Source organism: Litoreibacter ascidiaceicola (assembly GCF_900129235.1).
Lineage (GTDB): Bacteria > Pseudomonadota > Alphaproteobacteria > Rhodobacterales > Rhodobacteraceae > Litoreibacter > Litoreibacter ascidiaceicola.
Genome location: NZ_FQUV01000003.1, coordinates 319,719 through 333,876, shown reverse-complemented (window position 1 = coordinate 333,876; position 14,158 = coordinate 319,719). Strand labels below are relative to the sequence as shown.

Genomic DNA, 14,158 nt, shown 5'->3' with positions numbered 1-14,158 from the left:
CTTCACGCCTTTGTGTCTGATCGTTTGGAAACTTGTATTGGCAGAACCAGTCTAACCCTGCGACAAACTGTCCAAGTTCTGAAATTTAGGAGACACAAACACATGACCATCCACACTTTCGTCGTCGCCGCGACTACTGCAACCGCCTTGATGGCCACAGCTGCAAGCGCCGCTGATTGCGCTGTCGACGTCGAAGATCCGTTCGACCTTGAAGCCGCCCAAATCAATGAAATCTACGACTGCCTGAAAGACGCAATGGCCGAAGGCTACGCCAAGGAAGGCGACGAGGTTGCATCGAACTTCCGATCCTGGACCGTCAGTTCCACCCGTCCCGCCGTCGCGGGCGCGCATGGCAACCGCCTGCTACAAACATTCGCCAATGACATCGCAGCCGAGCAATATCTAAAATTTGCCGAAGAGGGTGTGAAAATGCCCGTAGGCTCTGTGCTGGCGAAAGAGTCGATTACTATATCTAAAAAGAAAAAGCAGGCCCGCATTGGTCCGCTCTTTATCATGACCAAGATGGAGGACGGCGCGATCTCTGAAACCGCGGATTGGCTTTATGCGGGCATCCAGCCCAATGGCAAAGTCATGAAGATCAAACAAAGCTTCTGCCATGATTGCCACGCAAGCTACGCTGATCAGGATATGCTCGCCTACCCCCTCGAAGAGGTGCGGGTCGGCAACTAGGCCTTAACAAACCAACTTCTGGAAAGGCGCGGTCGAAAGGCTGCGCCTTTTCTTATGTAATTTGACGGGTCGTTAGACTTTACAATTTGCGTCACTTTGGGTCATGAGGGGCCATGACACCTCAGATCAAAGCCCTCTCCGTCCATTTTCTGACCGCCACCGGAGCCGTTTTCGCCATGTTGGCGATGCTCGCAGCCGTGGAGGAAGAATGGGCACTGATGTTCGTCTGGCTGGTGGTGGCCTTTGGTGTGGACGGCATCGACGGGCCCATGGCGCGCAAATATGACGTCAAACAATACGCGCCGCAATTCGACGGCGTGCTGCTTGATCTGATCATTGACTACCTCACTTACGTATTCATCCCTGCCTTCGCGCTGTTCCAATCAGGTATGTTCGAAGGTTGGACGGGTTGGTTTGTCATCATCGTGATCACCTTCGCGTCCGCACTATATTTCGCCGATACGCGCATGAAAACAAAGGACAACTCGTTCTCCGGCTTCCCCGGGTGCTGGAACATGGTCGCCCTTGTTGTCTTCGCCCTACAGCCGAATTTCTGGATCATTCTGGTGTTGGTCACAGCACTTGCCATCGCGATGTTCGTGCCGTTCAAATTCGTCCACCCCGTCCGCACGCAGCGTTGGCGTAGCGTCACTTTACCAATGGCACTGGCGTGGACGTTCTTCGCAGGCTGGGCCGCTTGGGTGGATTTCGACCCGCAAAGCTGGGCGCATTGGGGGCTGATCGTAACCTCGATCTATCTGCTGTTTGCAGGCATTGCCCAACAAGTGCTTTTCGGCAAAGACGGCTAGATCAGCAGCGACGCCGCACCTTCCAGCTTCAACAATTCGATCTTCGCCTCGACCCCGCCCGCGCCTGAAAAGCCACCCAAACCCGTGGCCCCCAAGACGCGGTGGCAGGGGATCAAGATCGCAATCGGGTTCGCGCCGCAGGCCTGCCCGATCGCCTGAGCCGACACGCCCAATTCCGCAGCCAAATCGCCATAGGTGCGCGTTTCGCCATACGGTATGGCGCTAAGGGCCGCGTAGAATTTCTGTTGAAACGCAGACCCCCGCGGCTCTAGTGGCAGGTCAAACACCTGCCTACTTCCGGCGAAGTATTCTTGTAGCTGGGTGACCGCATCACCCAGAACTCCAGTTTGCACAATGTCTCCGGAGTTATCCCACTCCAGCTCCACAATCGCACCGTTCCGCTCAATTAGAGTGATCGGTCCGACGGGGCTCTCAAGCCGTGCTCGCGCCCCGTCGTTCATTGCTTACTCCAACGCCGTGTCGCAGCGTTGGCAGACACCTGCATGGGTGTGGCTCCCCACATCCGGCAGAATCTTCCAGCAGCGTTGGCATTTGTCACCATCCGCTTTGTCGAACACCACGGCCACACCGTCGGTATCCTCCAAAGCGAACGCACCGTCCGGTGCCGCATCAGTGGTCACCGTGATGCCCGAGGTGATGCACATGTCGTCGAAGTTCACCGTTTTCAGCACCTCGGCGGCCTCTGCACCGACAAACACGGTCGGAGCCGCTTCCAGCGACGATCCGATAACCTTGGCCGTCCGTTCGACTTCCAAAGCACCCGTCACGACGCGACGAACTTTGCGCACGGTGGCCCATTTGGCGGCCAGCTCTGCATCACGCCACGCGACGGGCGTTTCCGGAATGTCTGTCAGGTGGACTGACGATTCATCGCCCGGGAAGCGTTCCAGCCAGATTTCCTCGCAGGTGAACACCAGTACCGGCGCAAGCCACGTGGTCAAGCGGTGGAACAAGATGTCCAATACCGTGCGCGCGGCACGACGGCGGGCGGTGTCGCCGTCGCAATACAAAGCGTCCTTGCGGATGTCGAAATAGAACGCAGACAGATCGACAGTGGCAAAGGTAAAGATCGCTTGGAACACGCCTTGGAAGTCGTATTTGGCGTAGCCTTCGCGCACCACCTCATCCAGCTCGGACAGGCGGTGCAGCACCCAGCGCTCCAGCTCCGGCATATCCGCAGGCTCGACCCGATCCGCCTCGCTAAAGTCGTTCAGCGACCCCAGCATATAGCGCATCGTGTTGCGCAAACGGCGGTAGCTGTCGGCCACGCCCTTCAGGATTTCATCCCCGATGCGCTGGTCCAAAGTGAAGTCCGTTTGCGCCACCCAAAGGCGCAAAATATCGGCGCCATATTGCTGCACGATTTTTTCGGGCACGATGGTGTTGCCGATGGACTTGGACATCTTCATGCCCTTCTCGTCCAACGTGAACCCGTGGGTCAGCACGCCGCGATACGGCGCATGCCCGATAGTCCCGCAGGCCTGTAACATCGACGAGTGGAACCAGCCGCGATGCTGATCGGTGCCTTCAAGATACAGGTCCGCCATACCGTCTTCCGAGCCGTCCTCGCGGTCGCGCAAGGTGAACGCGTGGGTGGAGCCGGAATCGAACCAAACGTCCAAGATGTCCATCACCTGGTCGTAGTCCTCAGGGTTCACGATGCCGCTCAGGAACCGCTCCTTCGCGCCGTCCTTGTACCACGCATCCGCGCCCTCGGCTTCGAACGCCTCCAGCACGCGGGCGTTGACGTCCTCATTGCGAAGCAGGAAGTCGTCGGCATCCGGCAAGGCGCCTTTCTTGGTGAAACACGTCAAAGGAACGCCCCATGCCCGCTGACGCGACAGCACCCAGTCCGGGCGCGCTTCGATCATCGAGAACAGGCGGTTGCGGCCTGTCTGCGGTGTCCATGTCACCAGCTCGTCGATGCTGCGCAATGCACGCTCGCGGATCGTCTTGCCGTAAGTGTCCTGTCCGTCGCCGACCTCCTTGTCGACCGCTGCAAACCATTGCGGGGTGTTGCGGTAGATCACCGGAGCCTTGGAGCGCCACGAATGCGGGTAACTATGCGTCAGCCGTCCCCGCGCCATCAGCAGGTTGCCCGACGCCAAAACCTCGATCACCGCCTTGTTCGCGTCCCCCTCTTTGCCGTTCGGCTTGAGGATACGTTTGCCGCCAAACAACGGCAGGTCAGCGCGGTAAGAGCCGTCTTCCAAGACGTTATACGTCATCGGCAGGCCGAATTTCAGGCCGATCTGGTAGTCATCATCCCCGTGCGAAGGGGCGGTGTGCACGAAGCCCGTGCCCGCATCCTCGGTCACGTGATCGCCCGGCAGCAAGGGTACGTCGTAATCCCATTCGCCCTCGCCATCCGGCACGCCGCGCAACGGGTGCTTCAAGGTCAACGCTTCCAGCACAGCAGGCGACGCATCACGCAGGCGTTGGAAGCCATCTACGCGGGCTTGGCCGAAAATGTCTTCCGCCAATGCATCCGCCATCAGGTATTTTTCGCCAACCTTGGCCCAGTTGTCCTCGGCCGCCTCGGTCACCTTATACAGCCCGTAGCTGATCTTCGGCCCGAAACACACCGCGCGGTTCTGCGGGATGGTCCATGGCGTCGTTGTCCAGATCACAACATTGGTGTTGGTGAATTCCGCGCCGATCTCTTGCGCGGCGTTGGCGGTCTTGCCCTCGTCGCCGCCGGTGATTTCAGCCACCAAAGCTTCGGTGCCAACCAGACCCACAACAGGGAACTTCACCCAGATCGTGTGCGACTGGTGGTCGTGATATTCGACCTCCGCCTCGGCCAAGGCGGTCTTTTCGACAGGCGACCACATCACAGGTTTGGAGCCTTGATACAGCGTGCCCGTCATCAGGAACTTTTGGAACTCTTCGGCGATCACGCGCTCCGCGTGGAAGTTCATCGTCAGGTACGGATCGTCCCAATTGCCGGTGACGCCCAGACGCTTGAACTCCTCGCGCTGGATGTCGACCCAGCCCGCGGCAAACTCACGGCATTCCTGACGGAACTCCACCACGTCCACGGCGTCTTTGTCTTTGCCCTTGGAGCGGTATTTCTCCTCGATCTTCCACTCGATCGGCAAGCCATGGCAATCCCAGCCGGGGATGTAGCGCGCGTCGCGGCCCATCATCTGCTGCGAGCGGACAACCATGTCCTTCAGGATCTTGTTCAACGCGTGGCCGATATGCAAATGCCCGTTGGCATAGGGTGGGCCGTCATGCAGCGTGAAGGGCTGGCGGGACTCAGTCCGTGCCTTCTCACGCAAACGCTCATAGACGCCGATCTTGGCCCAACGCTCCAGCCAGCCCGGCTCGCGCTTGGGCAGACCCGCGCGCATCGGGAAGTCGGTTTTCGGCAGGTTCAGCGTGTCTTTGTAAGAAATGGTCTCAGGGGTGTCGGCGCACATGTCAGGCGTCCTTTGTCGTCGAATTTGCAAATCGGAGTGGGGTCGGTGCGAGCATCTCAAACACCTTTGCCCGGCGTCTCATCTGGATCAGAGCGCCGGGGTTATAATTCGAATAATGACGCGAAGATAGGTCATGGGCTTTCTATAGCGCCGCTGTGCGCGCTGGTCCATCGCCTTATTGCAGCGCAGGTGACCGCCGTCCGCGCGGGCTTCACGTCTTTTGAACGGGTTTCTCACACGCTGATCTGGCGGGGTCCGCTAAAGTGAGACCACTCCCCAATACCCCTTTTTCACCCCTCACCTACCCGGAGGTCACTATGTTTAAGACAGTACTTTTCGCAGGTCTGACCACCTTGATCGCAACAGGCCAATTGGTTGCAGGACAGCACTTTTCTCCAAACGACACAGAGTTAGGGACCGTCTCGGGCGGCTCCAATGATTACCTGTTCCTCAAGTCCCCTCGCGAAGGGGCTGATGTCACGCTGACCATTCGCCCCGTCGCCGGACAAGCCTTTCCGTCCGAGATCGAACGCATCAATCCCGGCACCTCTGCACTGGCGGATGAGTTGAAGATCAACTGGTATGCCCAAGCCAGCTGTAGCGCAGGCATCCAGCAATTGCGCTCGGCAGGCCCCGGAGGCACCTCCGTGCAAAATATCAACGGAAGCCGCAACGCCATCGCGGGCCGCAGCAATATCCAAAGTTTTGATGTGGAGGCGGTAGACCGTGTGTGCATCCGCTGGGCGAAAGCCATGATCGCGCAATGCGGCTGGCCATTCGAGCCAGGGGCCGGCTGCGACTTCGAGGAGACGTTCTCTTATGATGCGACCACACCGGTTCCACGCAGCAGCCCCGTTCGCATCTCGGGCAGTTGTGTGAACAGCCAATTGCCCACGACCGACAATTATGGACGTCTGACATTGCGCTGCGTCTTCGAGTAACCGCGACTCTTAAAATTCCGGCGGGCATCACTTGGCAGACTGCCCGTCAGGCTTGTGCGCCCCCGCTAGGCGGGTTCGTCCAGCGTGTTTGCGGTCTCTAAGCCCAGCAATCGCGTCAATGCAGCACCCTGCCCGCTGACTTCTTCAAGACTGTAGCCGTCCAGCACGGTAAAGAAGGCCTCCTGCGCTTCGGCCAATGGCCCGCGCAGCCCGCAAGCTGGCGTGATGGCGCAAGCCCCGTTGCCCGCAAAACACTCCGCGACAGATAGATTTCGCGTCAGGCTGCGTACCACCGCGCCGACGCGAATTTCACCCGCCGGTTTTGCCAGACTCAAACCGCCAGTGCGCCCACGGGTGGAGTGCACAAATCCTTCCGCTACCAATGCCGTCGCCACTTTGGAGAGATGATGCTCCGACAGTGAGAACCTCGCCGCAATTTCCGCGACCGACGCCCTGCGCGCACCGCACAATCGCAGGTAGATCAAGGCGCGCAGCCCGTAGTCGGTGAACTTGTCCAGTTGCATGCGACATAATTAGCATTTGTAATGCGCAATTAAAAGCGTTAGATATTGCGCATCTTAAATGCCCATTAAAGGGAACATCCGATGTCCGTAGCCACCACCGCCGAGAAGATCGCCGAAATCCTGCTTTGGCCGGGCACCAAGATTTGCCAGTTCTTCGGCATACAACCCACTGATGATGCGGGCCTGATCCGCTCCATGTTCAATATGCTGGTGTACCTATGCATTCTGCTTCCAATCGTATGGATCATTCTTTGACCGCTCAGCCGCCCCGTTTCGACATCACGCCTCACCAGATCGACCAAGTGGTCACCAAATTCTACGCAAAGGTCCGGGCCGATTCCGTGCTTGGCCCTGTCTTTGCGGCACATGTCCCCGAAGACGGCTGGCCTGCCCACGAGGCCAAGATCGCGAGTTTCTGGCGCAACGCCATCCTGTACGAGCGCAGCTATGACGGGAACCCGATGCAAAAGCACATGGCCGCGCGCGACGTCCATGGCGAACACTTCCCCCATTGGCTGGCCCTGTTCGACACGGTCCTCGCCGCAGAGCTGCAACCACAGACAGCACTGGCCTTTTCGACCCTCGCGCACCGCATCGCCCGTGGATTGCGTATGGGCGTCGAAGATTTACGGGCACCCGTTGGGGCACCACCCAGCCTTTGACTGCGGTCATTTAGCCCATGACGCCAGCGGCTTAACCGCCTAAGTTCACCCGCATGAGTTACAATATCGCTATCGCTGGTGCAGGGATTGGCGGCTTGACCGCCGCCGCCCTTTTGGCCCGTCAGGGCCATACCATCACCGTCTTCGACCAGTTCGACACGCCCCGCCCTGTGGGGTCCGGCTTGGTGATCCAGCCCGTCGGCCAAGCTGTGCTGGACGAGATCGGCGCAGGTGGTGCCGCCCGCGCCAAGGGCAATGCAGTGCGCCGGATGCTCGGGCATGAGGCAGACAGCGGACGCCGCGTCCTTGATGTTACTTATGACCACGACCCGAACGGTCTCCATGTCGGTCTTGCGATCCATCGCGCCGCGCTGTTTGACGCCATCTTGCAGTCGGCGCTCATAGTCGGGGTCACCATCAAACCGTCCCACGAAGTCACAGCGCTGAAGGACCGTCACCTCCACTTCCGCTCCAACGATCCCCAAGGCCCGTTTGATCTGGTGATCGACAGTTCCGGCGCGTCCTCGCCGCTCTCCCCCATTCAGGCAAAACCACTGCCCTATGGCGCGATCTGGGGTACCGTTCCGTGGTGCGAATGCGGCCTGCCGCAAGATCAGCTTACCCAAGTCTATCGCCGTGCCGACCGGATGATCGGGATTATGCCCTCCGGCACATTGCCCGGCTCCGACATCCAGCAAGCGGCTGTTTTCTGGTCTATGCCGCGCGACGCCCATGATGCATGGCGCGCAGCCCCTCTCTCGGATTGGCAGGCAAAGGTCGCGCAGCTCTGGCCCCAAGCGGCTCCGATCTTCGAACAGATCACCAGCCACGAGCAAATGACCATGGCCCGCTACGCCCATGGCACCTTGCGCAAACCCTATGCCGACAACCTCGCCATCATCGGCGACGCCGCGCACAAGGCGTCCCCGCAACTGGGCCAAGGGGCGAATATGGCAATGCTTGACGCTTCGGCGTTGGCGAAGGCCATCGCGCAGCATCCGCTACAAGACGCCCTGCCCGCCTACGCGATGGCGCGGCGCTGGCATGTTCGTATTTATCAGGCGATGTCATGGGCCTTCACGCCGCAATATCAGTCAGACAGCCGCATCCTGCCCGCGTTTCGCGATCATCTGCTGTTTCCCGTCAGCCAGTTTGGTCCAGTTCCGCGCGTGCTGACCCGCCTCGTGCGCGGCGACATGATTCCGCCCATGGCATCACTCACCCCGCGCGACTAACCCGTCGGGAAAAGTCCCGTCAACGCGCGGCGCACCAGTCCTGTTACCGACGGGCGATCTTGTGTGGAATAAGGCAGCGGGCGGCACACATCCATAGCGGCAACCCCGACGCGCGCCGTCAACGCGCCGTTGATCACACCCTCGCCAAAGCGGCGTGACAGTTTCGACAACACCCCCCCGCCTGCGATGGAGCCGATCAGATCGTCGCCCACAGCCACGGCTCCCGTAGCCACCAGATGCGTCAGCACGGCGCGCGTCAGCCGCCAGCTTCCCAGCGTGCCAGAGCGCCCGCCATAAATCTCCGCAATCCGCCGGATCATCCGCAGGTTAGACGTCAAAGCCGCCACCAGATCGGCCAGCGCCAGCGGGACGATTGCCGTAACCGTGGCCACTTGCCGCGCTGCGGCCTCGACCTCCAAACGCGCCAAGGCGTCCAACGGGGCCAGCAATTGCGTCTCCGCCTCGCCCAACACTGCATCCGCGTCGAACCCATCCCCATTGCGCGCGTTCACCGCGGCGCGGCCCGCTTCCAACTCGGGACGGTTAGCATACAGCGTCAAAAGCCGCCTGGACACCGCGCGGGAGGCCTTCAGATCGCCTGTCGCCAACGCCGCCTCCGCGTCCTTGCGCAGTCCGTCGATCTTTTTCAATCGACCGATGGCCAGCCATTCCTTGCCCGCGATCAACAACAACGAAAAGACGAACAGCCCCGTCAGGCCAAGCGCAATCGCGCCAAGAACAGGGCTGCGTTCGATCAATCCGGTGACAAAGTCCCAAGCCGCAACGCTTGCCACAAAGCTCACCAACGCCACCAGCGCCGACCAGAAGAACTTCGCCAAACGTGACGGCCTGCGCGCCGCCAAGGCCGCGACGGACTGCATAGCGCGCCCTTGCGGTATCTCGTCGGCAATCACCGGTGCTGTCGCGGGGGTGATCTCGGCAGGCTCGTCCAACTCGATCAATACGGGGCGTTTGCTCATCTCAAACGGTCTCCAATCAGGAATTCTGCGGCGCGGTCCAACCGGATATGCGGCGGCCCTTCACCCGGGGCCAAATTCAATTTTGCAGGGGCAAAATTCATCACCGAGTATTCCCCGTCGAGCCAGCCTTGCGCCCCATCGCGCGCAGCTCCGATTATCTTGGCAGGGTCCGACGGCAACTCTCCGGGATAGAACGCCGCCTGCTTGCCCGTATTCACCAAACGCCCGCGGACCACATCCAGACCTTGCAAATGGTCCTCCGTCGTTGCCCTGAGCGCGGCAATCGACATCGCTTGTGTCTTGGCCCCTGCGAAATCCGCGCGGTCCCGCGCCTCGCGCAACAGCGCTTCCATGATCGCCGTCAACCGACCGTGTTGTGAGTGGTGCAAATGGTCTGCTTTGGTCGCCGCGAACAGGATTTTCTCAACCCGCTTGCCAAATAACAATTGAGACAGCCACGCATTGGCACCGGGCCGGAACGCGCCCAGAATATCCGCCATCGCGTTGCGCAGATCATCCACAGCCTGCGGCCCCGAATGGATCGCGCCTAGAGCGTCGACCAGCACCACCTGACGGTCAATCCGCGAGAAGTGGTCGCGGAAAAACGGCTTCACGACTTTGGATTTATACGCCTCGAACCGCCGCTCGAACTCGCGGTACAGCGATCCGCGCTTCGAGACCTGCGGCACAGGCATCGGCGCAAATGTCAAAACCGGAGAGCCTTCCAAATCACCCGGCAACAGGAATCGCCCCGGGGTGTAATCCGAATACCCAGCTTCCCGAATGGCCTTCAAATAGGCAGTATAAGCTTCGGCAAACCGCTTCGCCTGCGGCTCGTCCAGCTTCACACCGCCATCGGTAGAACGCGCCAAAGCCACAAAAGCCGCACCTGCGTCGCGCCCGTCGGCGCGGGTCAAAGCCTCTTCCGACCACTGCGCATAGCTCTTTTCCATCAGGCCCAAATCCAGCAGCCATTCGCCGGGGTAGTCCACGATATCCAGATGCACCGTGCGCGGACCGGACACCATGCCCATAAGCCCCGTCGGCTGCACGCGCATCGACAGGCGCAACTCAGAAATCGAGCGAGTCGACACAGGCCAATGCGGATCAGCCCCCGTCAGCGCGGCGAGATGCGTCTCGAAGTCAAACCGCGGGATCGTGTCATCCGGTTGCGGGTGCAGATACGCGGTCTGGATGCCGCCATCTGCCGCCGCCCGAAGCTGTCCCATGCGGGCGCGGTCCATTAGGTTCGCGATCAGCGAGGTGATAAACACGGTCTTACCCGCGCGGCTCAACCCCGTCACGCCCAGCCGGATCGTGGGTTCGAACACCCCCGTCACAGACTGCGTCGCGCCTTCCACCGTGCGGCCTATGCCGTCAACAATATCGTAAAGTATCAAGTCTGCCCCTCGGGTTGTTGATCCCTACATAGGGCGCGCAATGCGCTATGTGTAGGCCCTTGGCACCGCGACGCAGTCAGGATACCTGTCGGCCATGCCCCGTTACGCGCTCAAAATCGAATATAACGGCCAGCCTTACAATGGCTGGCAACGTCAGGATGGCCAACCCACCGTGCAAGGGGCCATCGAAGACGCCTTGCGCAAATTGCAGCCCGATTTCGAAAAGATTGCCGCCGCAGGGCGCACGGATACAGGCGTGCACGGATTGGCGCAGGTCGCCCATGCTGACATGACCCGCGACTGGGAAGTCTTCCGTCTGAACGAGGCACTGAACTACCACCTGAAGCCGCACCCGATTTCGATTCTGGAGGTCGTGAAGGTTCACGACGACTGGCACGCCCGCTTCGACGCCACCGAGCGGCGCTATTGGTTCCGGCTGCTCTACCGCCGCGCCCCCGCGACGCACGACAAAGGCCTTGTCTGGCAGGTCAACTACCCGTTGGACATCGCCCTCATGCGTGAGGCCGCGCAGCACCTTATCGGGCAGCACGACTTTACCACTTTCCGGTCGTCGACCTGTCAGGCGCTGTCGCCCGTCAAAACGCTAGACGAACTCACCATTGAGGAAATCGCCATCCCCTACGGCGCCGAATACCGCTTCTCTATCCGCGCCCGCAGCTTCTTGCACAATCAGGTGCGCGGTTTTGTCGGCTCGCTGGAACGTGTCGGCTGCGGCTCTTGGGAGCCGATCCAGATGAAGCATGCACTGGAAGCTGTTGACCGCGCAGCCTGCGGGCCGGTTTGTCCGGCGAGCGGTCTGTATTTGGCAGGTGTCGGCTATCCAACCGATCCCTTCACACTTTCAGCCCAACCACCCCGCAGCTAACTCGCGGTGCGGCGTTTCTTTAAGGCCAATAGGTCGCCGGCGTCATCCCCCTTCAATTCAATCGAATCCTGCTGGCAACCCGCCACATAGCGCTTCAGCATTCCGGTATAGAAGCTGAGTTCTTCTTGTTGATCCGCCAAGCGCTTCAGACGTGCTTCGATCACATCGCTATGGCTTTTCAGAATATCGCGGGACGACGGCTCGGAAAGCGAAATCAGGTCAAATATCGGGGAGACGATATCGCTCAGAACTTCGACCGCAATGCGCTCCCTCACTGTGGCGGGCGGCACCTCGGCAGACGGCAGGAAACAAATCACTCTGTTCATGTCCCCGACATGCCGGTCGAAACTAAGCCTCACACTTCCCGGCTCATCAACCCCGCGCGCAGGGTCGATGCGTAGGCCGGACACGCCAACCCCCGGAAGGAATACCTCGAAATTCGGTAGGGTTATTGGCTCGCTTCCAATTTCCTGAGTGTTCAATACGGCAAGAAACCGGTCCGCGAACTCGGATACGAGAACGCTTTCGATCGTCCGGCTCGTGTCGAAGAAAAAGCTGCTGTGCATTCCACCTGAAATCAACTGGATGGACCGGACCCGATAGGTCGTATCACAGTATTTTGTTAGCGCAATGGTAACGCTGTCACTCGACATCAAGCCAAGGGATTTTGCCGTAGACATTGGGGGCCTCAATCTATCGAAAGGGTACAAAAATCAAACTGGTTAAAATCGGCTAAGATCCGTTATTGCTTCGTAAAGATTGCGCCCAAATAGTTAACAAATCCTTTACAGCCGTTTCTGGCAGGGCCGAAATGACGTGAGGAAAACTCCGAAAAATCGATATTTTCATAGAAAACCCAGCTGTTACCCAGGTTGGGCGAACACCTCGTGCAACTCAGGTTTTCAACCGGTATCCGGTTTTGAATATCCATCCGATGACCGCGATGCAGACAGCCGTGAACAACGCAATGGCGAACAAGCTTAACCCGATGGACACCTCTGCCTCTCCGAAAAACGCCCAGCGGAACCCTGAAATCAGGTAGACCACAGGGTTGAACATGGTGATCGTCTGCCACAGGGGTGGCAGCATCGAGATCGAGTAGAACGACCCCCCGAGAAATACCAACGGGGTAATCACCAGCAACGGAATCAGTTGCAGCTGCTCGAAATTCTTGGCCCAAATGCCAATGATGAACCCCAGCAAGGAAAAGCTGAAGCAGGTCATCACAAGAAACGCGATCATCGCCACGGGGTGCGCGATTTCGAGGTCTACGAACACGAACGCCGTCCCCAGAATTATCAACCCCACCAGCAACGCCTTGGACGCCGCCGCCCCCACATAGCCGATCATGATCTCTACAAAGGATACCGGCGCGGACAGCAGCTCGTAAATGGTGCCAATAAACTTGGGGAAGTATATCCCGAAGCTGGCATTCGCCGTACTCTGTGTCATCACCGACAGCATGATCAGCCCCGGCACAATAAACGCCCCGTAGCTGACCCCTTCAACCGTGTCGATACGTGACCCGATGGCCGCCCCGAAGACCACGAAATATAGCGAGGTCGATAACACCGGAGAGATGAAGCTCTGCAACAACGTGCGGAAAAAGCGCGTCATCTCGAATACGAAGATCGCTTTGATAGCTGTCAAATTCATGCCGCATCCCCCACCAGTCCGACGAAAATATCCTCAAGCGAGGATTGCGAGGTCGACACGTCTTTCAACACCAGCCCTTGCGCCGCCAGATCGCGCAGCAACGCGGTGATCCCCGTCCGCTCGCCCCGCGTGTCATAAGCGTATTCGAGGCTGCACCCATCCGTGCCGAGCACCAGTTCATAGGCGGATAAACCGGCAGGAATTTCAGCAATCGGCTCCTGCAATTCGATGCACAATTGCTTGCGGCCCATCTGCGCCATCAATTCAGCCTTGTCCTTCACCAACAGGATCTTGCCGTCATTAATCACGCCAACCCTGTCGGCAATGGCTTCTGCTTCTTCGATGTAATGGGTCGTCAGAATGATCGTCACGCCGTCTTCACGCAGCCCGCGCACGATCTCCCACATGTCCTTGCGCAACTCGACATCCACACCGGCGGTCGGCTCGTCCAGAAACAAAACCCGTGGCTCGTGGCTCAGCGCTTTGGCAATCAACACGCGCCGCTTCATCCCGCCCGACAGCTCTTTGACGCGGGCGTCCTTTTTGTCCCAAAGCGACAATTGGCGCAAAATGCGCTCCACATAAGCGTCGTTGCGTGGCTTGCCGAACAGCCCGCGCGAGAACCTGACCGAGTTGATGACTTTCTCGAACGGCTCCAGTGACAGCTCTTGCGGCACCAGTCCGATCAAGCTCCGTGCGCCACGGAAGTCGTCCACGATATCATGGCCGCCAACGCTAATGGAGCCCGAGGTCGCGTTCACCATCCCGCAAATGACCGAGATCAACGTGGTCTTGCCCGCCCCGTTTGGGCCAAGCAACGCGAGGATCTCGCCTTGCTCAATATCCAAAGACACGCCTTTCAGGGCTTCAAAGCCGCCCTCGTAAATCTTCGTGACGTCATTGGCGGATACGATTGCAGGCATAAGACC

The 14,158-nt window shown here is 59.3% G+C and carries 15 protein-coding genes; 7 read left to right on the top strand and 8 right to left on the bottom strand.

Features of this window, described 5'->3' with window-relative positions:
• Window positions 1-102: 102 nt before the first annotated feature.
• Window positions 103-690: a cytochrome P460 family protein gene (locus BUB72_RS07805; protein ID WP_073142512.1), complete on the top strand. Its 588-nt coding sequence runs from the start codon at window positions 103-105 to the stop codon at window positions 688-690.
• Window positions 691-803: 113 nt separating this feature from the next.
• Window positions 804-1,499 (top strand): CDP-alcohol phosphatidyltransferase family protein, encoded by a 696-nt coding sequence (locus BUB72_RS07800; RefSeq protein WP_073142511.1) that lies wholly within the window; start codon window positions 804-806, stop codon window positions 1,497-1,499.
• On the opposite strand, the gene BUB72_RS07795 is transcribed toward BUB72_RS07800, so the two are convergent.
• Both BUB72_RS07795 and ileS read right to left on the bottom strand, forming a co-directional pair.
• Complete coding sequence (locus BUB72_RS07795) at window positions 1,496-1,960, bottom strand: methylated-DNA--[protein]-cysteine S-methyltransferase (protein ID WP_073142510.1); 465 nt, start codon at window positions 1,958-1,960, stop codon at window positions 1,496-1,498. The genes BUB72_RS07800 and BUB72_RS07795 overlap by 4 nt on opposite strands.
• 3 nt (window positions 1,961-1,963) lie before the next feature.
• Window positions 1,964-4,945, bottom strand: a complete 2,982-nt coding sequence (ileS, locus tag BUB72_RS07790) for an isoleucine--tRNA ligase (protein ID WP_073142508.1) — start codon at window positions 4,943-4,945, stop codon at window positions 1,964-1,966.
• Window positions 4,946-5,262: 317 nt separating this feature from the next.
• Between ileS and BUB72_RS07785 the strand changes: the two genes are divergently transcribed.
• Window positions 5,263-5,886, top strand: coding sequence for a hypothetical protein (locus BUB72_RS07785; protein WP_073142506.1), 624 nt, complete (start codon window positions 5,263-5,265; stop codon window positions 5,884-5,886).
• A gap of 65 nt (window positions 5,887-5,951) precedes the next feature.
• On the opposite strand, the gene BUB72_RS07780 is transcribed toward BUB72_RS07785, so the two are convergent.
• A complete protein-coding gene (locus BUB72_RS07780) occupies window positions 5,952-6,410 on the bottom strand; it encodes an RrF2 family transcriptional regulator (protein WP_073142503.1) in 459 nt (152 codons plus the stop codon).
• Between the two features lie 81 nt (window positions 6,411-6,491).
• Between BUB72_RS07780 and BUB72_RS18785 the strand changes: the two genes are divergently transcribed.
• From BUB72_RS18785 to BUB72_RS07770, 3 genes are read left to right on the top strand one after another with little or no spacing between them, the layout of a single operon-like run.
• A complete protein-coding gene (locus tag BUB72_RS18785; protein ID WP_175549133.1) occupies window positions 6,492-6,665 on the top strand; it encodes a hypothetical protein in 174 nt (57 codons plus the stop codon).
• Window positions 6,650-7,072: a group III truncated hemoglobin gene (locus BUB72_RS07775; RefSeq protein WP_073142500.1), complete on the top strand. Its 423-nt coding sequence runs from the start codon at window positions 6,650-6,652 to the stop codon at window positions 7,070-7,072. The genes BUB72_RS18785 and BUB72_RS07775 overlap by 16 nt, the downstream gene beginning before the upstream one ends.
• A gap of 53 nt (window positions 7,073-7,125) precedes the next feature.
• Entirely contained in the window at window positions 7,126-8,307 is a 1,182-nt protein-coding gene (locus tag BUB72_RS07770) for an FAD-dependent oxidoreductase (protein ID WP_073142497.1), read from the top strand.
• On the opposite strand, the gene BUB72_RS07765 is transcribed toward BUB72_RS07770, so the two are convergent.
• Both BUB72_RS07765 and BUB72_RS07760 read right to left on the bottom strand, forming a co-directional pair.
• A complete protein-coding gene (locus tag BUB72_RS07765) occupies window positions 8,304-9,287 on the bottom strand; it encodes a YcjF family protein (protein WP_073142495.1) in 984 nt (327 codons plus the stop codon). The genes BUB72_RS07770 and BUB72_RS07765 overlap by 4 nt on opposite strands.
• Window positions 9,284-10,687, bottom strand: a complete 1,404-nt coding sequence (locus BUB72_RS07760; protein WP_073142492.1) for a YcjX family GTP-binding protein — start codon at window positions 10,685-10,687, stop codon at window positions 9,284-9,286. Before BUB72_RS07760 ends, BUB72_RS07765 begins: the two co-directional genes overlap by 4 nt.
• A 94-nt stretch (window positions 10,688-10,781) precedes the next feature.
• Here BUB72_RS07760 and truA point away from each other — a divergent pair, with 94 nt between their 5' ends.
• Entirely contained in the window at window positions 10,782-11,573 is a 792-nt protein-coding gene (truA, locus tag BUB72_RS07755; protein WP_073142489.1) for a tRNA pseudouridine(38-40) synthase TruA, read from the top strand.
• Here truA and BUB72_RS07750 read toward each other — a convergent pair.
• The 3 genes from BUB72_RS07750 to BUB72_RS07740 form a co-directional block, all read right to left on the bottom strand.
• Window positions 11,570-12,253 (bottom strand): hypothetical protein, encoded by a 684-nt coding sequence (locus BUB72_RS07750; protein WP_073142487.1) that lies wholly within the window; start codon window positions 12,251-12,253, stop codon window positions 11,570-11,572. The genes truA and BUB72_RS07750 overlap by 4 nt on opposite strands.
• Before the next feature lie 214 nt (window positions 12,254-12,467).
• Entirely contained in the window at window positions 12,468-13,229 is a 762-nt protein-coding gene (locus BUB72_RS07745; RefSeq protein ID WP_073142485.1) for an ABC transporter permease, read from the bottom strand.
• The gene (locus BUB72_RS07740; protein WP_073142482.1) at window positions 13,226-14,152 is read right to left on the bottom strand and encodes an ABC transporter ATP-binding protein; all 927 of its coding nucleotides are present in this window, start codon (window positions 14,150-14,152) and stop codon (window positions 13,226-13,228) included. Before BUB72_RS07740 ends, BUB72_RS07745 begins: the two co-directional genes overlap by 4 nt.
• Window positions 14,153-14,158: the final 6 nt, after the last annotated feature.